Origin of the sequence: Rheinheimera hassiensis (assembly GCF_022436675.1) — a bacterium.
GTDB classification, from domain to species: domain Bacteria; phylum Pseudomonadota; class Gammaproteobacteria; order Enterobacterales; family Alteromonadaceae; genus Alishewanella; species Alishewanella hassiensis.
On the sequence record NZ_JAKUJZ010000002.1, the window covers coordinates 165079 to 188554 of the forward strand.

Below are 23476 nucleotides of genomic sequence, written 5' to 3' on the forward strand. Positions count from 1 at the left end.
TCTCTTGGAGCGAATTTGGACAGCTTGGCTGGCCCGAAGTGTGAACTCCCAGGATGGAGTTCACAATCGAGCCTACATGGACGTATTCACGGCGTGTTAGCGTGAACAAACTGGTTCGTCGATCCTTAATCCGCTTTTGCTACTTAGTTTGCTGAATATATTGGATCAGCTTTTTCGCAATCTGAGTATTATCCTGAAAACCGACAAAGTCTTTAGCATCTTTGCCATAGGCCAATACAGCAACATCAGCCGCGGTGTGGCCGCCGGTGGTCCAGCCGGTGTAGGAGTACTTTGCTACCAATTGATTGGATAGTTTACGCAGTGTGGTTTCATCCTGTGTTCTGGCTGCCAGCAGTGCCTGTTGCTCTTCCGCCGTTAAGCTGATTGAGGTTAGCTTTGCCCAAAGTGCCAGAGCGGCGTTATCTGAATCCGCTTTTCTCAGCTGCTCTGCAATACTGCGGCCGGTAGCAGTTACGTTACGTATCACATCCGGCAGCCACTGATATTCACCGGCCGCTCCCAGTGACATCCCGCCAGTTTCATGATCGGCAGTAATTACCAAAATAGTATCCGGGTGTTTATCAACATAGGCTTTGGCTACGCTAATAGCTTTGGCAAAATCGTCCATTTCGGCCATCGCGCAGGCGATGTCATTGTCATGGCCACACCAGTCAATCTGGCTGCCTTCTACCATTAGGACAAAGCCTTTCTCAGCCGGCGTTAACAGCTGCAGGGCTTTTTCTGTCAGTGTAGCAAGCTGTTTATCCTGCTCGCTGTTTAATACTGCCGGTAAAGCGGTTTCAGCTAACAACGCCATAGCCGGGGTTTTAGTTAACGTATCTAGCTGTTGCCAGCTGTCGGCGTATTGAAAGCCCAGCTGTTTAAACTCATTAACCAGGTTGCGGTCATCACGAATAAAATAATCTGTGCCGCCACCTAAAATAACGTCGGCAACGGTTTTACCTTCGATGCGGTAATCCAGGTACATATCGGCAATTTCGTTGTAATTACGCCGGCTTTTATTGTGGGCTAAAAACGACGCTGGCGTAGCGTGGTTAACCTGAGAACTGGCAACAATGCCATTGGCTTTGCCCAGCTTTTTTGCCAGTTGCATCATGGTGCCGATAGGAATGTGCTGGCGGTTTACTGAAATAGCGCCATTGTAACTTTTAAAGCCGGTAGCCAGCGCTGTTGCGCCTGCGGCTGAGTCGGTAACGTAGGTGTCATCATCCGGGTAGGTGCTGGCCATACCCAGCCACAGCTCGTCAAAAATAGTGTTTTCCACCTCCGCAGTGGCTTTGTCATCACTGAAATAACGGTAACCGGCCAGATAAGCCGGGCCCATGCCATCGCCAATCATATAAATAATGTTTTTCGGTGCAGCCAGTGCTACAGCCGGTGCCAGTAATAAAGACAGAGATAACAAATGACGGCGCATGAAGGTTTACCTTATATAGAGCTTGATGTTCTGGGTTGCTAGTGTACTTTATACAAGTGCGATGACAAACCTATGTCGATAAAACGCTATTTTGTCAGGCTTAATGCTTTACTTTGTATCCGAGACTAAACGCAGCTAAATTAGCCACAGGTAAATGGAACTGAATTAAAACTGAACAATCGAAGCTCTGGTAAATGTGTGTAGATGCGTATAAATGTGTCATAAGTATGCATAGTCAAGCTGTCTGTAACGGCGCTATGTGATGTCAGCAATCAGTAAGGTCTGGTGTATGTCAATTATAACTACAAGAAAGACAATCCTATTTTCTGTTTTTTTCGCCGGGCTAGCTTGCCTGTGCACGCCTGTTCTGGCTGATGAGCCGAAGCTGGTATTACAACAACTAGCCGATGCAGATCAGCGCAGCAAAGAACATAAATTACGTAATAAACACCGTAAGCCAGCAGAAACGCTACAATTCTTTGGCATTGAACCACAGATGTCGGTGCTGGAAGTTTGGCCCGGGCATGGCTGGTATACTGAGATTCTGGCGCCTTTTCTCAAAGATGACGGCAAGCTGACATTGGCACAGTTTCGTCATAACGATGGCTCGTTAAAAGAAGATCGCAGTATTTTCTGGGCTCGTGTCAGTGAGCGGCTTATGCAGCGATTGACGGAACAAAGCGATTACTTTGGTGAGGTAGCCAATATTGAGCTAGATCCGCCCCTGCTTTCACCTGTGCAGCACGAACAATTTGATATGGTGCTGACCTTTCGCAACGCGCATATCTGGAACGAAAGCGGCCACTTATATGGCACCTTGCAAAGTATTTTTCAGGCGCTAAAACCCGGCGGCGTGCTGGGTATGGTTGAACATCGTTCTGCCCGTCTATCTGATATATCCAGCTCAGCTGTTGAAGGATATCTGGACGAAGCCTATGTTATTCAGGCAGCAGAGCTGGCCGGGTTTGAACTGGTGGCCAGCAGTGAGCTGAATGCCAATCCGGCAGATACAAAAAATTACCCCAAAGGCGTTTATGCGTTGCCGCCAACGCTGGCGATGGGGCAGTACAATAAACAGCAGTATATTGCCATTGGTGAAAGTGACCGCATGACGCTGAAATTTATTAAGCCAGTGGAATAAATTGCGCTAATTGTACAATGTCAGCAATTATGGGATGATTGCTTGTTAGAGTAAAAACTCAAATAAACATTATTTAAGCACTAAAGCGCAGCAACAGATTGCGTGCTTGTGGTTTTATACCTATAAAATAATAACCTTAGACAAGAGGAGAGGACGGTGAATAAAGTTTGGTTAAAACGTTACCCGTCAGGCGTACCCGCAGAAATTAATGCCGATCATTACCCGTCATTATTAGATATTTTTGAACAAAGCATTGCTCAGTATCCGAACAAGACCGCTTTTATCAATATGGGCAAAAGCATCAGCTATAGTGAGCTAGACCAGCAGAGCACCGCTTTTGCCGCTTATCTGCAAACAGAGCTGGGGCTGAAAAAAGGCGATGCCGTTGCCATTATGATGCCTAACTTGCTGCAATACCCTATTGCGTTAATGGGCGTATTGCGCGCCGGCTGTGTTGTTGTAAATGTAAACCCGCTGTATACACCGCGCGAGTTGGAACATCAGTTAAATGATTCCAAAGCGAGGGCTATTATTATCGTAGAAAACTTTGCGCATACCTTAAGTGCAATCGAAAGCAAGGTGAAGCTGGATCATGTAATCCTGACCACTATGGGTGACCGCTTAGGCTTGCTCAAAGGCACTATCGTCAACTTAGTGGTTAAGCACATTAAGAAGCTGGTGCCGGCGTATAAACTGACAAGGAGTGTACGCTTTAACAGTGCCCTGGAAAAAGGCGCCACACTAAAATACAGTAAGCCTGTTATGCAGGGTTCAGACATTGCGTTTTTGCAGTACACCGGCGGTACAACCGGCGTATCGAAAGGCGCTATGCTAACGCATCGCAATATGGTGGGTAACCTGGAGCAAGTAAGTGGTTGTCTTGATAGCTTTTTAAACAAAGGCTCAGAGTACGTTGTTACCGCGCTACCGCTTTATCATATCTTTGCGTTAACCGCGAACTTCTTTACGTTCTTTAAATACGGCGGCACCAATCTACTGATCACCAACCCGCGCGATATGAAGGGCTTTGTTAAAGAGTTATCGCAGTTCCCATTTACTGCTATTACTGGCGTAAACACCTTGTTTAACGGGCTACTGAATACACCTGGCTTTGCAAACCTGGATTTTGCCAGGCTTAAGTTGTCACTAGGTGGCGGCATGGCAGTACAACGTCCGGTGGCTGAGAGATGGCAAAAAACCACCGGTACACGCTTAGTGGAAGGTTACGGCCTGACAGAGTGTTGTCCACTGGTGACAATTAGCCCTTACGATTTAGATAGTTTCAACGGCAGTATAGGCTTACCTGCACCATCGACAGATATTCGTCTGGTTGATGAGGAAGGCAATGATGTTGCCGCCGGCGAACCGGGAGAAATGCTGGTTAAAGGCCCGCAGGTGATGTTGGGTTATTTGAACCGGCCGGAAGAAACGGCAAAGGTGCTCAAAGACGGCTGGTTGTTTACCGGTGATATCGCCCGTATGGATGACGAGGGCTTCTTTTATATTGTTGATCGCAAAAAAGACATGATCATCGTATCGGGTTTTAATGTGTATCCAAATGAGATAGAAGAAGTTGTAGCGATGAGTGACAAAGTACTCGAAGTTGCAGCTGTCGGCGTGCCGAATGAGGCGACCGGCGAAGCAGTTAAACTCTTTATTGTGAAGAAAGACGCCAGCCTGACCGAGCAGGAAGTGATCCAGCACTGCAGGCAACATTTAACGGGCTATAAAGTACCTAAACTGGTAGAATTCCGTAAGGAATTACCAAAAACTAATGTTGGTAAAATTTTGCGGCGTGAACTGCGCGGATAACGTGCAACACCGCAAACAGCCGGCTTTTAGCCGGCTTTTGTTTTAGCGTATAACAGGTAACAGATGATTGGTGTAATCACAGATAACAACGCGTTGGCAGCTTACTGCCAGCAGGTAGCAAACAGCACATTACTGGCGGTAGATACTGAGTTTATCCGCCAGAGTACGTTGTTTCCCAAACTGGGTTTAATCCAATTATATGATGGCAGCCAACTGGCGCTGGTGGACCCTTTATCAATTACCGATTGGCGGCCGCTACAGCAGCTGTTTGCCAAACCAGAGCTGATTAAGTTATTGCATTCGTGCAGTGAAGATATCGAGGCGCTGGCAACGGTGGGTATTACGCAGATTACGCCATTGTTTGACACCCAGCTTGCAGCCGAGCTGTTAGGCTGGGGCAGTAGCATGGGCTATGCCCGGCTGGTAGAGCAGCTTAGTGGCGAAATACTGGATAAAAGTGAGTCCCGTACTGACTGGCTGGCCCGGCCATTGTCGCAAACCCAACTACAATACGCGGCAAATGATGTACATTTTTTGTTTCCGCTGTACCAGCAGCTTACTGAGCAAATGACACCGGCGCAGCAACAATTATTGCTGGCAGAAGGGCAGCAGTTAATGCAGCGGCGTGAGCAGCACTTACCGCTGGAATTTAAGTACCTTGAAATTAAAAACAGCTGGCAGCTTACCCCAAGAGAGCTGGCAGTACTGCGTGAGTTGGCTGCCTGGCGCCAGCAATATGCGATGCAGCGTGATCTGGCGCTTGGGCTAATTATCAAAGATATTCAGCTTGTTGAGCTGGCAAAACGCCGCCCGGCAACGGCAGAAAGTTTGCTGAATATTCCGGGGATGCCACCGCGGGAACTGCGCCGTCATGCCAAAGCACTGATTGAGTTGATTAGCACAGCTAAAGAACTACCACAGACTGAGTGTCCGCAACGTTTTTATCATCCGTCACAGTTTGCCGGTTACAAAGAAACGGTAACACAACTTACTGCTGCGGTTAAACAGGCCTCGGCTGAGCATAATATTCCGGCTGAATTTATGTCAGTAAAACGCCAGTTAAATGAATATCTTAACTGGTGCTGGCGGGTGACAGATCAAGAGCGGGCTCAACTACCTGTACCAGAGTATTTAAAAGGTTGGCGCTCTGAGTATTTAAAACCATTTTTGCCGGTTCCGGCCCATATCACTTTATAAAAGGGCGGACAATACGTAATTCTGGCAGTTTTGGATTAGTGTTTTTTTTCGATGTTTTTGTTCTATTTTTGTCATAAAACTGTGTGATCCTCAACAAAAACCATGGCGTAACACTTCGGCAATTCATAACTGAAGGGTTACAACAATGAAAGAAATAAAAAGCTTTGCTTTACCTGCAGTACTGGCAATATCGCTTACAGGTTGCTGGTTAGATGATGACGATCCGGCTCCAACGCCAGAGCCTCCTCCTCCGGTAGTGGTTGATGCTACTTTGCAGGTTGTTCATACCGCGATAGACGCGCCCGATGTTAATGTGTTAGCCAATGATGATGCTGCTATTGAAGGCCTGGCCTTTGGCGAAGCATCTGATGTGTTGTCGCTGCCGCCCGCTACCTACAGTATAGCCGTTGACGCTATATTACCCGGTGACGACAACACCGCTACGGTAATAGGTCCACTGGATTTAGCACTTGAAGAAGCAACCCGCTACACCGTATTTGCGGTTGGCAAGGTTGCAGAGGGATCCCTTGAGCCTTTGGTTGTTACCGGCACAGTGGATGACGTAGCTTCAGGTAAAATCCGCCTGCAGGTAGTGCATGCCGCCTCTACAGCGCCTGAAGTCAGTGTACATGTTACCGCGCCAGACGCCGAGCTTGGTACGCCGGTGGAGACCTTCTCATTTAAAGACTTTACTGATCCATTAGAGCTGGACCCGGCAGAGTACCGGGTACGTATTACCTTGCCTGATAATGAAACAGTAGTGTTTGATAGCGGTACGCTGGATTTAAGCGCTGCGGGTACGGATTTGGTGGTTGCTGCGGTTGACAGCCAGTATTCGGGCGAGTCACCGGTTTCTCTGCTAGCCGTAGGGCAGGATGGCAGCGAGATGGCCATTCTGGATGCCGGTGCTACGGCATCTGTGCGGGTTGTACACAATGTGTCTGACGCACCGGCAGTAGACGTTATTGTCGATGACGCCATTACCTTGGTTGATGCATTGGCGTTCCCTGATTTTACAGATTATGTTGCAGTAGAGCCTAACACTTATAACGTAAAAGTTGCTGCCGATGCTGATAATAGCGTAGTGGTGATAGACGAAGACGTTACAGTAGAAGCCGGCGTTTTTTACAGCGTGCTTGCTGTTGGATCTTTGGGAGAAAACACGGTAGAGCCCCTCATCTTGACGGATATGCCACGCCGGGTAGCTACTGAAGCCAAAGTCCGTATTGTGCACGGTTCTACACTGGCGGGTAATGTAGATATTTATGTCACGGCGGATGGTGATATAGCCACCGCAACACCGGCTTTTAGCAATGTGCCATTTAAAGCTGAAACAGGCTATGTTGCACTGGCTGCTGGCGACTATGTGGTTACCGTAACGCCAACCGGTACTAAAACTGAAGCGATTGAAGCATCGGTCAGCCTGGAGGCAAACAGCATTTACACTGCCATAGCGCGTGATGGCGTGAATCTGGATGCAACCATGATAGGGTTAATCCTGATGGATGACTTTGTTACTGTGCAGTAAAGGTAAACTATCATTGAAATGGCGTAATTAAAAAGCCAGAGTAGTGCTCTGGCTTTTTAACAGTATCCTCGCAGGCAAATGGTTATTCTGCCATTTTCATATCAGTAGTAATTACTACCCCGTGCTGGTCGATACCAAATGACATCCCAAATTGTAAGTTGGTATTCATCATGGACTCGAATTCTGCTGGCATAGGTTGCCCCGACATGCTGATCATATCGGCCATGGCAGTAAAGAACTGCTTATAATCCATACCAAAGGACATCAGACCATTTTTACTTAGTTTTTCTTTACTAATCGTATCAGCCTGAGCTTTGGCTTTGTCACCCACGTATAGCAGTAAATGATTGCCGCTCGCTTTTAAACGTGTATCTAACCCCATCATCGCTGCTGACGGAAAAATTTCAGCAACAGAAATATCTTTGCCGTCAGTTGGCAGGGTAACATTAGCCAGTGGTGGTAGCATGGCTTGCGCGTTTGCCAGCAAGGCTTGTGGATTATCAGCCGATAACGTAATTAATGCGTCCGCAGTTTTTGGCTGACCGGTGGTCATATCCAGGCTAAAACCATTAATAGTAACAGAGATGCCTTGTAAACCACTTGCGGCCATGCCAGCCATTGCGAGCATAGACATGGGGTTTTGATCTTTGAGCTGTTGCTGCACTGCCAGCAGTGGTTCACAGCTTAGGCTGAGGTCTGTCATCCCTGCCCACATCTTACTAATAGCAGGAGTCAGTTGGCTAATTTCAGTACCCAGCGCCAGATAAAACATGGAGGAGTGCAGGTTGCCATTTAAGCTGGCTGGAATGAAACCTTGCAGGCTTTGCAGACCTTCCAGTGTAATTTTGCTCTCAGTAGGGAATAGCATTTTACCGCTCATTGCCATACCAGCGGCGTTTTGCTGCTTAATGTCGAGATCCATAACCAAACCTGGCCAGGTTTTGGTCAGCATGGCTACATCAGCGCGGCAAGCCGGGGTATGCCATATTTGTAACGGTTCAGGCAAACCTGCTGTAAAGACCAGTTGTAAATCTTTGGCTAGTTGATTACCGTCTGCCGTGGTAAAGGCTAAGCCCAGCTGTTCAGTGCTAAAAAAACCTAAACCATCTTGTTTTAACTGGTATTTTTTACTTATATCAGCAAGTTTGCTGCTATTGCCTAAGTGTTGTGCGGGTTTTTGTTGTGCCAATGCTTGAGCTCGGTGCGTTTCAGGTAGCTTGCTATTATGCAGTGCTACTGTGCCCCAACCGCGATCAACGCTGACCAATAGTTCTAAACCATCAAGCAGTTCATTTAGCGAATACACCTGATAACTGTGATTTGCTAACTGTTTTGTTTGAAAGGCTACACCGCTTTCAGTTGCGGCGCGCTCAAAGAACGCCTGAAATGCCGCAGCATCAGCAACCTCAAAGCGTGAAACCGGAGCTGCACCTACCAAATATGTCAGTGAGCGTGTTTTCGCGGCTATACCTGTATTTTTAACAAAATCGTCTGGCGTGCTCAGAATGTTCATATAGTCCTGGAATAGGGCTATACCAAACTTTACTGCCGGTGATGATTCAGCAGATAAAGTCGCCATGGCGTGTTGCATCTCGTCGTTATTTAATTGTGCTGGTGACAGACCAAGACTTTTCAGATAAGACACCAGATCCAGCGCAGTGAACTGGCCAGAAAACAAGACAGTATCAGCTGGTACATAATCCAGCTCGCTTAGTGTCACGGTAGATGATTTATTGATGGCATAATAGCCAATTGCACCGGCGGCAATTACAGCTGCGGCGATTAAGGTCTTGCGCATTGTCTACTCCGTTGACAAAGGTTTAAAAAGTGCGGCTTAACGCTTATCTTCCGGGAAGGTAACGTTTAGCTCCAGTACCGACAGTTCGTTGCCGCGTTGCTCTAGTGACACGGCGATATCTTCCGGCGAAATATCCACGTATTTGCGGATCACTTCCAGAATATCGCGCTCTAGTTGTGGCAAATAATCCGGGCTGTTACGCCGTCTGCGTTCATGCGCTACGATGATTTGTAAACGCTCTTTGGCGGTATTGGCGGTACTTTTCTTACTCGAGCGAAAATAATCCAGTAATGACATCCTTTATCCTCCAAAAATCCGCTTTAACAGGCCTTTTTTCTCTACTGCTAAAAAGCGAAACGGCACTTTTTCACCCAGCAAGCGATCAACAGTATCTAAATACGCCTGGCCGGCATCACTGTCTTTATCCAGGATCACCGGCTGGCCTGAGTTTGAGGCATTGAGCACGGCTTGTGATTCCGGAATAACACCCAGCAAATCAATCGACAGAATTTCTTTTACATCTTCTACGCTGAGCATTTCGCCTTTTTCTACCCGCTCGGGGTTGTAGCGTGTTAGCAGCAGGTGTTCTTTAATGGCATCCAGCCCTTGCTCGGCACGGCGTGATTTACTCGACAGCATGCCAAGAATACGGTCTGAGTCGCGCACTGATGAGACTTCAGGGTTGGTCACCACTATAGCTTCATCGGCGAAATACAGTGCCATCATTGCACCGGCTTCAATACCGGCGGGTGAATCACACAAAATAAAGTCAAAATCTTTTGCCAGCTCGTTTAATACCCGTTCTACGCCTTCTTTGGTCAGCGCGTCTTTGTCGCGGGTTTGCGAAGCAGGCAGAATAAATAAATTATCGGTGCGCTTATCTTTGATCAGTGTCTGTTTTAAATTGGCTTCGCCGTTGATCACGTTAACAAAGTCGTACACTACGCGCCGCTCACAGCCCATAATTAAATCTAAATTACGCAGGCCGATGTCAAAATCGATAATAACGGTTTTGTTGCCTTTTAACGCCAGGCCTGTACCAATGGCAGCACTGGAAGTGGTTTTACCTACGCCGCCTTTTCCTGACGTTACTACTATGATTTTTGCCATAGTGAAATCCTTACGCTAATTCTGCTAATACCAGTTGGTCGTCTTGTAATTTTATACAAGCCGGCTTACCCCAAAAATCGCCCTGCAGGCTGTCGCTAAGCCAGTAATTACCAGCAATAGACACCAGTTCAGCCTGTAAGTTGTAACAAAAAATACGTTTAGTGTTGTCACCGCCTGCACCGGCAATAGCTTTGCCGCGCAAGGTGCCATAAATATGAATATTGCCGTCGGCAATCACTTCAGCACCGGCACCAACGGTGCCTTTAACAATTAAGTCTGTGCCTTTGGCATATACCTGCTGACCAGAGCGCACTGTCTGTTCAACAATTTTGCTGTCCATCGGTACATTAACTGTGCTGGTTACCACTGCTGTCTGGCGTGTAGTGCTGCTGGCAGTTACTGCAGTTTTACTGTCTTTGGCCAGTTGTAATGCGGCCAGGCCAGCCTGCTGCGCTTGTTGCTTTAATTCACTGCTGGCACCACACACACCTACCAGCACCAGCTTTAACTCGATAAAGAGTTGTTTTATCGCATGAAAATCAGGCGTTTGCTCTACATCCGCTACATTAAGAATAATCGGCGCCTGATAAAAAAAAGCCGGAGCCTGCGCCAGCTTTTGCTTAAGTTGCTGTGAGAGTGAACTGACACTGAGATCGGTACATGACAGCACCGATAAAGGAAATAAGCTGCCTTTTAGTTCCAAAGACTGATCTGACATAAGGGTATAGTGCGCACTTGTTATTATTTGCCATAACCGGGTGTTTTACTTTAGCCAAACCCCGGCATTTATTTGCGTTGCCGCGAGTCTGCGGGTACGCAATACAAGGCTGTCATGTTATAGTTTAGCCCTTAGTTAAGCAAGGTTGATGCGTGGTTTTATTCGATGCTGTGTGCCGTTTACAAAAGTGTGCGAAAAGACAGTACCTATCTGTATGTTGAGCGCCGCGATGATTTTAGCAAAGTGCCTGACGCACTGTTGCAAACCTTTGGTACCCCCGTGCTGGTTACGCTGATCAATTTATCGCGGCGGGAACATTTAGCCCTGGCGGATATCGATAAGGTAAAGCAGCAACTGCAGCAACAGGGATATTATTTACAGATACCGCCGCCGGTAGACAATTTACTGGCTGAGCACAAGAAGCTGTCACAACAGTAACTTCACATTATCAATAGGTTTTTTTATGTTTAGATCTCTTATCTGTGTCGCCGTTAGTACCTTTTTAAGTGTGGCTGTAATAGCACAGGAGCAAAACAGCGACAGTAAACCTAGTTTTGCCGACTACACCGCAACGTTAAAACAAGAGGCATTAAGCAAAGGTTATGCACCTGAATTGCTTGAACCGGTATTTGCTTCGTTGACGTTTCACGAACGGATTGTCTCTGCGGATAAAAGCCAGCCGGAATTTGTTGAAACCCTCAGTACCTATTTACCCAAGCGTGTAAGTGAAACCCGTATCAGGATGGCGCGTGAACACTATCAGCAGTATTTGCCGGAGCTGGAAAAAATTGGCCAGAAATATGGCGTGCAACCGCGCTTTATTGTTGCGTTGTGGGGGCTGGAGAGCAGCTTTGGCCGTATTATGGGTAACTACTCAGTGCCATCGGCTTTAGCAACCTTGGCTTATGAAGGCCGTCGCGAAACATTCTTTAAACAAGAGTTCTATCAGGCGCTGGACATTCTGGCGCAAGGCCATGTGAGCCTGGATGAGATGAAAGGCTCCTGGGCCGGAGCTATGGGGCAAAGCCAGTTTATGCCCAGCTCATTTATGGCCTACGCGCAGGACGGTGATGGCGATGGTAAAAAAGATATCTGGACCAATCAGCTCGATGTATTTGCCTCTATTGCCAACTATTTAAAACAGCAAGGCTGGGATAAAAGCAAAACCTGGGGCCGCGAAGTTATACTGCCGGAAGGTTTTGATATTACCAATGCCATAGCCCGCGGCAGCTTGCAGCGCAGCGAATGGCTGGGGCGCTGGTCGCAATCTGAGCGCAGCCTGGCAGACTGGAATAAACTGGGTTTGCAGCGGCTGAATAAAACGGCTTTACCGGCACGTGACCTGACAGCTGCACTGGTACTACCCGATGGCGAAGGCGGCCGTGCTTTTCTGGCGTACGACAACTACAAAGTGCTGATGCACTGGAACCGCTCTTATTACTTTGTTACCAGCGTGGGCTATCTGGCCGATTTAATTGTGGCTGAGGATTAACATTCATGGCATACCAACACCTGGATATTAATGGAAACACTATCGGCTTGCCTGTCGGTAAAGTTGTTTGCATCGGTCAGAACTATCAGGATCATATTGCCGAAATGCAAAGCAAAACGGCCCCTGAAGCGCTGTTTTTTATTAAACCGTCTACCGCACTGTGTGTAATGGCTCCCGGTTTTACTATTCCCTCAGCACAAGGCGCAGTACATAACGAAACCGAGCTGGCGGTACTAATTGGCCAGCCGTTAAAGCAGGCCGGTTATGCGGCGGTAAATGACGCAATCTGGGGTTACAGTTTAGCGCTGGATCTGACGCTTCGTGATATACAGGCTCAGCTTAAGCAATTGGGGCGGCCGTGGGAGATAGCCAAAGGTTTTGATGGCGCCTGTCCGGTAGCCGGTTTTGTCGAAAAAGCCCGGGTGCAGCATCCGCAGCAACTGGATTTTAGCCTGACAGTTAATGGCACGCAGCGTCAGCAAGGTAATACCGCCAATATGATTCGTGGTATTACCCAGCTTATCAGCGAAATGAGCCAGCATTTTACATTGTTGCCAGGCGACATTGTGCTAACCGGTACTCCGGCAGGCGTTGGCTCGCTCAGTTCTGGTGATACGCTGCAGCTACAACTTTCCGATCTTTTTACAGTAAACAGCAAGGTAAACTAAAAATGGCGTTAGCAGAGCGGTTCTGGGAAGCAAAAAGCCTGGACGAAATGAACACTGAAGAGTGGGAAGCCTTATGCGATGGCTGCGCTAAATGCTGTTTGAATAAGTTTATTGACGACGACGAGGAAGAAGGCCCGACAGCCGTGCTGCATCAGGATGAACAGGTGCATTACACTAATATCGCCTGTCGCTATTTAAACAGCCATAAATGCGAGTGCACCGAGTATACCCAGCGCACAGTGCTGGTGCCTGACTGCATCGCATTAACAAAAGAAAATCTGAAAAACATTTTCTTTATGCCTACCAGTTGCGCCTACCGGCGTTTGCATGAAGGGCGCGGCTTGCCGCAATGGCATCCGTTACTCAACGGCGGTAAAAAAAGCCTGATGCATAAAAAACAGATGTCAGTGCGCAATAAAACCATTTCTGAGTTGCAGGTAAACCTGGACGACTTTGAAGATTTTATCGTGCGCTGGCCACTAAACGATCTGGATTAAACAGCGCTGAGCGGAGTTACTGTCTTGTCTTTTTTTGATTATATTCAGCAGGTATTTACGCATTTCAGCCCGATAACAGTTCAGTTATTGCTTAGTGCGACGGTGGTGGTGCTGTATTTTATTATCAGCCGCCGGGTTATGCCACTGCTATATCAGGTTATTGCCCACAGTAAGCTTAAAGCAGAAATGAATAAACGCGCAGCGGCGGTGTTTCATATTATGCTGGTGTTACTGCTGGTTGTGGTGCTAAGCATCATCTGGGGTATTGATATCCGCGGATTGCTGGTGCTGGCCTCATCCATGATTGCCGTGGTGGGGGTTGCGTTATTCGCTGCCTGGAGCCTGCTTAGTAATATTACCGCGTTTTTTATCCTGCTGGGGCAAAAGGCTTTTGCTGAAGGCATGGAGGTTAGGGTCATTGATGGCGGTAATTATCTTGAAGGCCGCATTGTGGAAATTAACCTGTTTAGCACCGTACTGCGCACCAAAGATAATGAGCAGGTGGTCTACCCGAATAACCTGTTAATATCGCGTCCTGTTATCGTATTTCCAAAGAAAAGCCGTACTGTGGTGCATCACTCCGCAGCGGAAAAAGCCCAGCGCTGGCGTCGTAAGATGTTGATTAGCCAGAAAAGAGATTGATTTTTTCGTGACAGCGCAAATGGCCGCTGGTACATTTTGTCTAACGCAATGATAACCCCAAAGCAATGATAACAATAACACTATGCTGCCCAGATGCGCTTAAAACAAATCAAACTGTCCGGCTTTAAGTCGTTTGTTGACAGCACCAGTGTACCTTTCCCACAGCAGATGACCGCTGTGGTTGGCCCCAATGGTTGCGGTAAGTCTAACGTTATTGATGCGGTGCGCTGGGTGCTGGGTGAAAGCTCAGCTAAAAATCTGCGTGGTGACGCCATGACAGATGTTATTTTTAATGGCTCGTCGCAGCGCAAGCCGGTGTCACAGGCATCGGTAGAACTGGTGTTTGAAAATACCGAAGGCCGCCTGGCAGGTGGCCTGGCCGATCGCAGTGAAATAGCGATTAAACGCATAGTCACCCGTGATGCGCAGTCGAATTACTTCTTAAATGGCAGTAAATGCCGCCGGCGTGATATTACCGATATCTTCTTAGGCACAGGCCTTGGGCCGCGCAGCTACGCCATTATTGAACAGGGTATGATTTCACGGCTGATAGAATCCCGCCCGCAAGAGCTACGGGTGTTTATCGAAGAAGCCGCCGGTATTTCCAAATACAAAGAGCGGCGCCGTGAAACGGAAAACCGTATTAAACATACCCGCGAAAACCTCGACCGGCTGGCCGATGTGCGTGAAGAGCTGGGTAAAAACATTGAAAAGTTAAAACGCCAGGCTACTGCAGCGCAGCGCTACAAAGAGCTTAAAGCGCAAGAGCGTAAACTAAAAGCCGAGCTGACAACAATAAAATGGCTGCAGTACAGCAACCGGCTTAGCGCGCTGGAACAACAATTACAGCAACAGCAAACCGAACTGGAAAAATTTCAGTCGCAGGAACTGGGCGATCAGCGTGTGTTGCTGGAGCTAAAACAACAGGCTCAGGATGGCAGGCAGCAGTTGGATCTGGTGCAAAGCCGGTTTTATCAGCAAGGTGCCACGATCAGCCGGCTGGAGCAGCAAATATTGCATCAGCGTCAGCAACAGCAAACGCTCAGCGCACAAATGCAGCAGGCAAAGCACAGCCTGAGCCAGGCAGAAGACTTTATTGCCACCGAGCAGGCGCAACAAACTGAGCTGCAGCAACAGTTACAACAGGACGAACCGCAACTGGCCTTACTGAGCGAGCAACTGGACGAACTTACCCAGCAATTGCAGCAACTGGAAGATGAACAACAACAGCAACAACAGGCATTTCAGCACTGGCAGCAGCAACATTTTCGCTTACAGCAACAACAGCAGCAACAGCAGTTGCAATTGCAGAACCAGCAACAACAGCTAAATCAGGTACAACAACAACAGCAGCAACTTGAGCAGGAAACCACAGAGCTGTCGCTTGAGCCGCTGCAGCTGCGCATCAGCCAGCTAAGTGCAGAGCTTGAACACACCACCCAGCTGTTACAACAACATACTCAGGCGCATAGCGAGGCACAGGACGATTTACAGCAGCATGAGCAGCTTAGCCGCCAACTGGAAGCAGGGCAGCTAAACGCCAAGAGTGAACTGCAGATGCTGCAGCGTGAGCAGCTAAAGTTGCAGCAACAGCAAAAGCAGCAGGATAACGAGCAGCAACAGTTATTACGCCAGTTACAGGTTAAACCCGGCTGGGCCGCTGCCGTTGCGCTGGTATTGGGGCAATTGCAGCATGCTGCGGTGGCAGCGCAACTTCCTGGGCAACCCGTCACTGTGGTAACGGCTAATAAACAGCCAGCCATAGCGGGCACGCTTGCTGAGGTAATACTGGCAGGTGTTTATCCTGACAGCTTTAACCATATTTTGCTGGCAGAGTCCGTAATAGCAGCGCAGCAAAGTGTTGCTGCCCTTAAAGCCGGCCAGTCAGTTATTTGCCAGCAGGGTTACTGGCTTGGCAGCAACTGGGCGCTGCTGGCCAGTGCCGCCGCGCAAGACAGTTATTTACTGCGCCACGAACGTTTAGCCCAGCTGGTTACTGAGCTGGCCAGTGCAGAGCAACAACAGCAAAGCATCGCCGAACAGTTGGCCGCCCGGCAGCAGGCTCTGCAGCAGGCGGCCGATACACTGCAACAGGCACAACATAGCCTGCAGCAGGTGCAGCGACAAATACAACAGCAGCAAACCGGCGTGTTACTGGCCCAGCAAGAGCTGCAGCAAGCACAAAAACTGGCGCAAAAGCTGGCAACAGAACGCGAACAACTGCAATTGCGTCAGGCGCAGCTGGAAGAAAGCATCGAGCAACTGACGCTGGCACAAGAGCAAAGCGCTGAGCAGCTACTTGAACATGAGTCAGATCAGCAACTGCTGCACAGCCAAAGCGGTACACAACAGCAGCACTTACAGCAACTGCGTGCCCAGTTTGAACAAAAACGCAGCCAGCAACAACAATTGCTGATGCAGCAAAAAGTGGCCGAGCAGCAATTACTCTCGCTGCAGCAAAGCCTGCAACGTGCCACAGTGCAGCAACTGCAGTTGCAGGAGCAGTTAAACCAATTAAGCAATAAGCTACAGCCGGACGATGAGCCCGAGCTGATATTGCAGGAGCAACTGCAGCACAGCTTGCTTGAGCGGGAAGAGGCTGAACAACAGATGATTGCACAGCAGGAATTACTGGGGGCTACCGAGCAGCAAATCCGCCAGTTAGAGCAAGGTCAGCAAGGTATTGTGCAAATACTGAATAAAAAGCGCAGCGAGCTGGAAGAGCTGCGCCTTGATAGCGAAGGTTATCGTGTACGCGCCAACAATATGCTGGAGTTGCTGCGCGAGCAGCAGGCCAGTATGAAAGATATTCTGCCGCAATTACCGGCCGATGCTGAAGAGGCGCTATGGCAGCAACAGCTGGATAAAACCATTGATGCTGTTGGCCGGCTTGGGCCTATAAACCTGGCGGCTATTGAAGAGTACGAGCAGCAAGCTGAGCGTAAGCAGTATCTGGATGCGCAGAATAACGACTTAACCTCAGCGATGGAAACACTGGAAACGGCTATTCGCAAGATAGATAAAGAAACACGGCAGAAGTTTAAAGACACCTTTGAGCAGGTAAACGAAGGCTTAAAAACACTGTTTCCTAAGGTATTTGGCGGCGGTAGTGCTTATCTTGCGCTTACCGAGGATGACTTACTGGAAACCGGTGTTACTATCATGGCGCGACCGCCAGGTAAAAAAAACAGTACAATACATTTATTATCGGGTGGTGAAAAAGCCTTAACCGCTTTATCATTGGTGTTTTCGATTTTCCGGCTTAATCCGGCGCCTTTTTGCATGTTAGATGAAGTAGATGCGCCACTGGACGACGCCAACGTTGGCCGGTTTTGCAATCTGGTGCGGGAAATGTCAGAAACAGTACAATTTATTTATATTAGCCACAATAAAATTGCCATGGAAATGGCGGCGCAGCTAATGGGCGTGACAATGCAGGAACCCGGCGTGTCACGTGTTGTTGCTGTCGATGTGGATGATGCTGTTAAAATGGCAGCAGCCTCTTAATTAAAGGTAACCTTATGGCTGACGAATTACGTTTGGTATTTATTATTCTCGGCGCCTTAGTATTAGGTGCATTGTTGCTGCATGGATTATGGACAGTGCGTAAAAACGCCGGCCAGCCCAAGCACAGGTATTATGACGAACAAGCTGCGAAGGCAGAAGAAAAAGCAGATGGCTTTGACGAGCTGGGTGTCGGTGCTGTACGCGTGGTAAAGGCAGGCGATAAAGCAGCAGCAGTTAAACCGACCGTTTCGCCGGCAAAAACATCTGTGTTTAAACGCGCTGAAACTGCTGCGGTAAAGCGCCCGCCAGCCGCCCCGGTAAAGGCCGAAGTGCAAAGCGAGCTGCCGTTTGATGAGCCCAAAGAGCCGCAACTGAATTTTTCTGCGCTGGCAGATGATGACGAACCCAGGCTGCACACTGAGGCTGACTATGCTGTTGAGGCTGAACCCGAGCCTGAGCCACAAACAGCAGCTGTGGTTGAAGAAGAGCCCGCCGAAGTGCTGATCCTGTATGTGTTATTGCCTGAAGGCAAAGAGATGAAAGGGCCGGATCTGCTGTCGTCGTTACTGACACTGGGTTTTAAATACGGCGAGATGGATATTTTCCACCGTCATCTGGACAGCGCAGGCTCAGGCGCGGTGTTATTCAGCCTGGCCAATATGTTTAACCCCGGCACTTTTGACTTAGAAAATATCGAAAAGCTTGGCACCCGTGGCGTGAGTTTATTTATGACACTACCTGGCCCGGGCGAGCCGCTGCAGAACTTTAACCTGATGCACAATGCAGCAAAAAAACTGGCGGAAGAATTCGGCGGGCAGGTGCTGGACGGCCAGCGCAGCGTGCTTACGGTGCAAACCGTGCGGCACTATGTGGATAAAATCCGCGAATTTCAGCGCCAGCGTTTAATCCACGGCTAAAGCTGGCAGCTAACGGCGAAAATAACATCAGCTAAAACGGCAGGCAGTATTCCTGCCGTTTTTGTTATGGCAAACTCAGGCGTAAATTTTTACAGGCAAAGTTATTTTATGAGTCAGGCTATTTTGCAGCAACTGCAACAACTGCGTCAGCAACTGGAAGAATACAGTTATCAGTACTATGTGCTGGACAACCCCACGGTGCCGGATGCAGAGTACGACCGCTTATACCGCCAGTTACAGCAACTGGAAACAGAGCACCCGCAGCTTATAACCTCTGATTCACCCACCCAGCGGGTTGGTGCAGCTCCGCTGGCAAAGTTTGGCCAGGTAAGCCACAGCATACCAATGTTATCGCTGGACAATGCTTTTGATGCAGCTGATTTCAGTGCATTTTATAAACGCATGGCCGAGCGGTTGGACAACAGTTCTGAGTTCAGCTTTTGCTGTGAGCCAAAGCTAGATGGCCTGGCTGTAAGCATTCGCTATGAAAATGGCGTATTGGTGCAGGCTGCTACCCGTGGCGATGGCTACACCGGCGAAGATATTACCAGCAATGTAAAAACCATTCGTGCGGTACCGTTAAAGCTAAAAAGCAAAGCAGTGCCGGCCGTGCTGGAAGTGCGCGGTGAGGTATTTATGCCTCTGGCCGGTTTTACGCAAATGAATGATAAGGCCCGTGCGGCCGGTGAAAAAGTGTTTGCTAACCCGCGTAATGCTGCAGCAGGCAGTTTACGTCAGCTTGATCCCAAGATCAGCGCACAGCGGCCATTAATGTTTTACGCCTATGCGGTGGGTGCAGTTGACGATCCACAGGGGCTGCTCAGCAGCCAAAGCCATTATCAGCGTTTAATGCAGTTAAAAGACTGGGGGCTGCCGGTATGTCCGGAAATTCGGCTGGTAACCGGGGCAGAACAAGCGCTGGCTTATTATCAGGATATTCTGCAGCGGCGCAGCCAACTGGCGTATGAAATAGACGGTGTAGTGATAAAGGTGTCTGATTTAGCCCAGCAACAGGCTTTGGGGTTTGTGGCCCGTGCACCACGCTGGGCGATAGCGTTTAAGTTTCCGGCGCAGGAAATGCTGACAACCTTACTGGATGTTGAATTTCAGGTTGGCCGCACCGGGGCTATTACGCCGGTAGCACGGCTGGAGCCGGTGGTAGTGGGCGGCGTGACGGTGAGTAATGCTACCTTACACAATCAGGACGAAATAGCGCGGCTGGGCGTTAAAGTAGGCGACAGCGTAATAGTGCGCCGGGCGGGAGATGTGATCCCGCAAATAGTCTCGGTAGTGCTGGAGCAACGCCCGCAAACGGCAGAGGATATTGTTTTTCCACAGCAGTGCCCGGTATGTGACTCGAAGGTAGAGCGGGTTAGCGGTGAGGCAGTAGCGCGTTGCAGCGGCGGTTTATTTTGTGCAGCCCAGTTAAAAGAATCGATTAAGCATTTTGTCTCACGCAAGGCCATCGATATAGAAGGCCTCGGCGATAAATTGGTAGAGCAGCTGGTCGATCAGCAACTGGTAAAAACCCCGGCTGATATTTACGGCCTGGATATGGCAGCACTGGTAGGGCTGGAGCGGATGGCTGAGAAGTCGGCGCTCAAGCTGCTGTCGGCTATTGAACAGTCAAAACAAACGACATTGCCGCGTTTTATTTATGCACTGGGTATTCGTGAAGTGGGCGAGGCGACAGCGCTTAATCTGGCAAATCACTTTGCCTCTTTAGCCAACGTGCAGCAGGCCACGCTGGAGCAGTTGCTGCAAGTGAATGATGTCGGCACTGTCGTTGCCGAGCACGTGAAAAGCTTTTTTACCGAGCCGCATAACCAGAGCGTTATTACCGCTTTAGTAAACGCCGGTATCAACTGGCCGGTTATAGAACAACTGGCACAAACTGAGCAGCCTTTGGCCGGGCAAACTATAGTGCTTACCGGCACCCTGGTTAGCATGGGGCGTGATGATGCCAAAGCCAGGTTGCAACGGTTGGGTGCTAAGGTGTCTGGTTCAGTATCGGCGAAAACTCATGCGGTAGTTGCCGGTGATAATGCCGGCTCTAAATTGGCCAAAGCCACCGAGCTGAATGTACCGGTGTGGACCGAGCAGCAGATGTTGGATGTATTTGCGCAGTATGGAGTGAGCTAAGATGCCGGATTTTCTTTATCAGTTGTTACTGGATTGGGGCAGTTTTTTCCGGCCTTATGTGCGGGACATTGCCCTGGCTATGGTAGCAACCTGTCTGGTGGTATTTGGTGATGATTTAAACCGTTTTGTGCGCCGCCAGATTGCCCACATGCATTTTATCTGGCGTACCAGCATTTTTATTCTGCTGTGTGCCTTTGGTTACGGCGCACTAACCATTTTCCTGACACCTTTGGTGGCAGGCCAGTTGAGCCGAATAGGCAACCTGTGGCTACCGTGGATTTGTCTGGGTATTTTTACACTGCTGGGCATACTGGCACAACGTAAGCGCCAGCTATGACACAGCCGCCGCTCTGGCCGGTGCTGGACGATCACGGCTTGCATAAAGTACCGCTGCGCTTTTACTGGCTGTTGCTGTTGTTGTTACGGCCTTACATTTGCTGGGTGCTGGTATTAACGTTACCGCAGGCGCAGCGTGATATGCTGGCGTTATTTTATCCACGCCAGGCTGATTTTATCCTCGCCTGTATTGTGGCAGCACCGCTGCTGTTGCTCATTGCAGCTCTTAGCCAGCGAAAACCTAAAGGCCATAGCGGCTGGCGGCATATCTGGCGCTTTGGTCTTGGCTTAATGTTGCTTGTAGCCATACCTGACCTGATATTAACCATAGTGCACTTGCCATCACAGGTAATGCTGGACGCGCCCTGGCGTATTTTATCGCCGGTGTTGTTGTTTATTGGCTGCCTGTGGTTGTTGCGCTCACGCGTTTTAAAAACGGTGTTTTCCGAGTGGCCTGAGCAGGATACCAGCAAGAGTAAATCTTAAACGGCGGTTTCGTTTAAATACTTTTGCCTTAACTGCAGATAACGCTCCTGTTGCCCGGCTTTTAGTTTACTGCTGTCAATAAGGTACTGGCATTGCTGCAGCAGGTTTTGACGTTGCTGCGGCGGGCAAAGCGGGCGTGGGGCGGTTAACAGTGTTTGTAGCAGGTTAAGCGCTATGCCGGCGTTTTTCGGCATAACTTGGGCTGCCATAACAAAAGCGGCAAACGCTTCTTGCCAGTTACCATGTTGGTACAGGCGCACTGCATTGTTATTCAGCTCTCTTGGCCCCTGCGGCATCCGTTCGCGTTCTTGCTGCTCCTGGTGCAGGTAATGCATAAATACCGGCTCAGGCTGTTGTTTACGGCAATGCTCGGTAATTTGCCGGAACAGTTGTCTGGACGCATCAGCTAAGCCTACTTCATGCAAGGCTTTGGCTTTATCCAGCGCATCTTCCAATGAAGTAATTTCAGGTTGCGGTTCAAGCTCTGCCAGCAATTGCCGGGCCTTATCGCGATGATCCTGCAGGTACATCAGCCTGGCTTGTAATACCTGCTGTTGCTCGGTCAGTTTATGGCTGGCAAATTGGTGCTGCACCATATTCAGTGACAACGTGGCCTGGCGGTTAAGCCGCGATTGCTGTTCAGTGTCTTCAGTGCTCAGGGCAAAATCTATACTGGCGCGCGCCATATTCAGATATAAATCCGGTTGTTCATAAATTGAGTTACGGGCAAATTTAACCATATCCCGGGCAGCACGATATTGAATTTCATAATCGTGGTTTAGCCGTGACAACTGCAGCAGCTTTTGCTGGCGTAGCAAATTACGCGGCGCTATGTTAGCAGCAGCCAGAATATGTTGTTGAGCCTGTTGGTAATGCTGCTGACGAAACTCCAAATCACTTAAACAATCCAGTGCAAACAGCCGGGTTTCCTGCCGTTTGAGCATCTGCTCCAGCTCAGTAAATGCCTGTTGTTCGTTGCCTTGTTGCAATAAACAGCGCACCTGGCCAATTCTGGCCCAGCTAAATGGCTGAATTTGCAGCATGGCCGTAAAAAATACCCTGGCATCGTCCCAGTTGGCTTGTTGCAGTAAAATATCACCTTTAATTTTAAGTAGCAGTGGAAACAGCTTATGCAGTTCCGTTTTTCCAAGTTGGATATTGATGTGCTGCAATGCTTTGTCCAGCGCGTTCTGTTCCAGCAAGTCATAAACCGGCCGTAGTAACTGTTTGCGCTTTAGCACCCGCTCAATGCGCTGCTGTAAATCGCGGATAATAAACGGCTTAGCCATAAATTCATCCGGCTGTAATTCCAGCACGCTGTGTACCAGGGCGGGGTCGGTCTCGGCGCTGATAAAAATCACGCCGCAGGCTGGCTTATGCAAACCGCGGGTCTTTAATTCATCAAATAACTGATAGCCATCTTTGCCTTTAGACAGGTTGTAATCACAGATCACTAAGTCGTAACTATTTTGCCGGCAAAGCTGCAGAGCTGTTTGTGCCCGATCAGTCAGCGCAATATTCTGATAGCCCAGTTGTTCCAGCGCATAGCGCAAAAAGCTCTGGCTCAGGCTTTGATCATCAATTATCAGAATACGTTCGTCGCGTTTAACGGCAGGTTCCATAGAGGCAAAACAGATCCCAGGCAAATTACTGTCGTTACTATAGCAACTTTTTAACAATACAGAACAGGGAAATATCAAAGGAAGTGGTGGATTGTACTGGGGCGGCATGCAAAGCTTCGAACAAGTGGCAACCGTGTCTTAATAAAGAGCGGGCGGTGCTTGGCCATGATTTTTATCAGGAAGTGGTGGATTGTACTGGTTTGGAGCAGTGGCAACCGTGTCTTGGTAAAGAGCGGGCGGTGCTTCGCTATGGTATTTATCAGGAAGTGGTGGATTGTAATGGTTTGGAGCAGTGGCAACCGTGTCTTGGTAAAGAGCGGGCGGTGCTTCGCTATGGTATTTATCAGGAAGTGGTGGATTGTACTGGGTTCGAACCAGTGACCCCCGCCTTGTAAGGGCGGTGCTCTCCCAGCTGAGCTAACAAT

At 49.0% G+C, this 23476-nt stretch carries 21 protein-coding genes; 15 read left to right on the plus strand and 6 right to left on the minus strand.

Annotation, left to right across the window (positions count from 1 at the left end):
- Positions 1-139: 139 nt before the first annotated feature.
- Positions 140-1438 (minus strand): alkaline phosphatase, encoded by a 1299-nt coding sequence (locus tag MJX74_RS03665; protein WP_240220963.1) that lies wholly within the window; start codon positions 1436-1438, stop codon positions 140-142.
- Between the two features lie 289 nt (positions 1439-1727).
- Here MJX74_RS03665 and MJX74_RS03670 point away from each other — a divergent pair, with 289 nt between their 5' ends.
- The 4 genes from MJX74_RS03670 to MJX74_RS03685 all read left to right on the plus strand — a co-directional run bounded on the left by MJX74_RS03670 (position 1728) and on the right by MJX74_RS03685 (position 7116).
- The gene (locus MJX74_RS03670; protein WP_240220965.1) at positions 1728-2579 is read left to right on the plus strand and encodes a class I SAM-dependent methyltransferase; all 852 of its coding nucleotides are present in this window, start codon (positions 1728-1730) and stop codon (positions 2577-2579) included.
- A gap of 156 nt (positions 2580-2735) precedes the next feature.
- Entirely contained in the window at positions 2736-4391 is a 1656-nt protein-coding gene (gene fadD, locus MJX74_RS03675) for a long-chain-fatty-acid--CoA ligase FadD (RefSeq protein WP_240220966.1), read from the plus strand.
- A gap of 63 nt (positions 4392-4454) precedes the next feature.
- On the plus strand, positions 4455-5588 hold the full coding sequence (gene rnd, locus MJX74_RS03680) for a ribonuclease D (protein ID WP_240220967.1): 1134 nt from the start codon (positions 4455-4457) through the stop codon (positions 5586-5588).
- Positions 5589-5733: 145 nt separating this feature from the next.
- Complete coding sequence (locus MJX74_RS03685; protein ID WP_240220968.1) at positions 5734-7116, plus strand: DUF4397 domain-containing protein; 1383 nt, start codon at positions 5734-5736, stop codon at positions 7114-7116.
- An 82-nt stretch (positions 7117-7198) separates the two neighbouring features.
- Here MJX74_RS03685 and MJX74_RS03690 read toward each other — a convergent pair whose 3' ends face one another.
- Genes MJX74_RS03690 through minC form a run of 4 tightly spaced genes read right to left on the minus strand, consistent with a single transcriptional unit; the run spans position 7199 to position 10742 of the window.
- Positions 7199-8914, minus strand: a complete 1716-nt coding sequence (locus tag MJX74_RS03690) for a hypothetical protein (RefSeq protein WP_240220969.1) — start codon at positions 8912-8914, stop codon at positions 7199-7201.
- 36 nt (positions 8915-8950) lie between these two features.
- Positions 8951-9211: a cell division topological specificity factor MinE gene (minE, locus tag MJX74_RS03695; RefSeq protein ID WP_240220970.1), complete on the minus strand. Its 261-nt coding sequence runs from the start codon at positions 9209-9211 to the stop codon at positions 8951-8953.
- Between the two features lie 3 nt (positions 9212-9214).
- Positions 9215-10024 (minus strand): septum site-determining protein MinD, encoded by an 810-nt coding sequence (gene minD, locus MJX74_RS03700; RefSeq protein WP_240220971.1) that lies wholly within the window; start codon positions 10022-10024, stop codon positions 9215-9217.
- 10 nt (positions 10025-10034) lie between these two features.
- Positions 10035-10742: a septum site-determining protein MinC gene (minC, locus tag MJX74_RS03705; protein WP_240220973.1), complete on the minus strand. Its 708-nt coding sequence runs from the start codon at positions 10740-10742 to the stop codon at positions 10035-10037.
- Positions 10743-10907: 165 nt separating this feature from the next.
- On the opposite strand from minC, the gene MJX74_RS03710 reads away from it, so the two are divergent.
- The 10 genes from MJX74_RS03710 to MJX74_RS03755 all read left to right on the plus strand — a co-directional run bounded on the left by MJX74_RS03710 (position 10908) and on the right by MJX74_RS03755 (position 21429).
- The gene (locus MJX74_RS03710) at positions 10908-11180 is read left to right on the plus strand and encodes a YcgL domain-containing protein (RefSeq protein ID WP_240220975.1); all 273 of its coding nucleotides are present in this window, start codon (positions 10908-10910) and stop codon (positions 11178-11180) included.
- Between the two features lie 25 nt (positions 11181-11205).
- Positions 11206-12234, plus strand: a complete 1029-nt coding sequence (locus MJX74_RS03715) for a lytic murein transglycosylase (protein ID WP_240220978.1) — start codon at positions 11206-11208, stop codon at positions 12232-12234.
- Between the two features lie 5 nt (positions 12235-12239).
- Positions 12240-12902, plus strand: a complete 663-nt coding sequence (locus MJX74_RS03720) for a fumarylacetoacetate hydrolase family protein (protein WP_240220980.1) — start codon at positions 12240-12242, stop codon at positions 12900-12902.
- Positions 12903-12904: 2 nt separating this feature from the next.
- Positions 12905-13399 carry a YcgN family cysteine cluster protein gene (locus tag MJX74_RS03725; RefSeq protein ID WP_240220982.1) on the plus strand — a complete coding sequence of 165 codons (495 nt, stop codon included), beginning with the start codon at positions 12905-12907 and terminating at the stop codon, positions 13397-13399.
- A 24-nt stretch (positions 13400-13423) separates the two neighbouring features.
- Positions 13424-14041, plus strand: a complete 618-nt coding sequence (locus tag MJX74_RS03730) for a mechanosensitive ion channel domain-containing protein (protein ID WP_240220984.1) — start codon at positions 13424-13426, stop codon at positions 14039-14041.
- A 93-nt stretch (positions 14042-14134) separates the two neighbouring features.
- Positions 14135-17548, plus strand: coding sequence for a chromosome segregation protein SMC (smc, locus tag MJX74_RS03735; RefSeq protein ID WP_240220986.1), 3414 nt, complete (start codon positions 14135-14137; stop codon positions 17546-17548).
- Between the two features lie 14 nt (positions 17549-17562).
- Positions 17563-18465 carry a cell division protein ZipA gene (gene zipA, locus MJX74_RS03740; RefSeq protein ID WP_240220988.1) on the plus strand — a complete coding sequence of 301 codons (903 nt, stop codon included), beginning with the start codon at positions 17563-17565 and terminating at the stop codon, positions 18463-18465.
- A 108-nt stretch (positions 18466-18573) separates the two neighbouring features.
- Complete coding sequence (gene ligA / locus MJX74_RS03745; protein ID WP_240220990.1) at positions 18574-20607, plus strand: NAD-dependent DNA ligase LigA; 2034 nt, start codon at positions 18574-18576, stop codon at positions 20605-20607.
- Between the two features lies 1 nt (position 20608).
- On the plus strand, positions 20609-20944 hold the full coding sequence (locus tag MJX74_RS03750; RefSeq protein ID WP_240220992.1) for a DUF3392 domain-containing protein: 336 nt from the start codon (positions 20609-20611) through the stop codon (positions 20942-20944).
- A complete protein-coding gene (locus MJX74_RS03755; protein ID WP_240220994.1) occupies positions 20941-21429 on the plus strand; it encodes a DUF2919 family protein in 489 nt (162 codons plus the stop codon). Before MJX74_RS03750 ends, MJX74_RS03755 begins: the two co-directional genes overlap by 4 nt.
- Here the strand turns inward: MJX74_RS03755 and MJX74_RS03760 are convergent.
- The gene (locus tag MJX74_RS03760) at positions 21426-23051 is read right to left on the minus strand and encodes a response regulator (protein WP_240220996.1); all 1626 of its coding nucleotides are present in this window, start codon (positions 23049-23051) and stop codon (positions 21426-21428) included. The two genes, MJX74_RS03755 and MJX74_RS03760, sit on opposite strands and share 4 nt — an antisense overlap.
- 155 nt (positions 23052-23206) lie before the next feature.
- Between MJX74_RS03760 and MJX74_RS03765 the strand changes: the two genes are divergently transcribed.
- Positions 23207-23446, plus strand: a complete 240-nt coding sequence (locus MJX74_RS03765) for a hypothetical protein (protein WP_240220998.1) — start codon at positions 23207-23209, stop codon at positions 23444-23446.
- Positions 23447-23476: the final 30 nt, after the last annotated feature.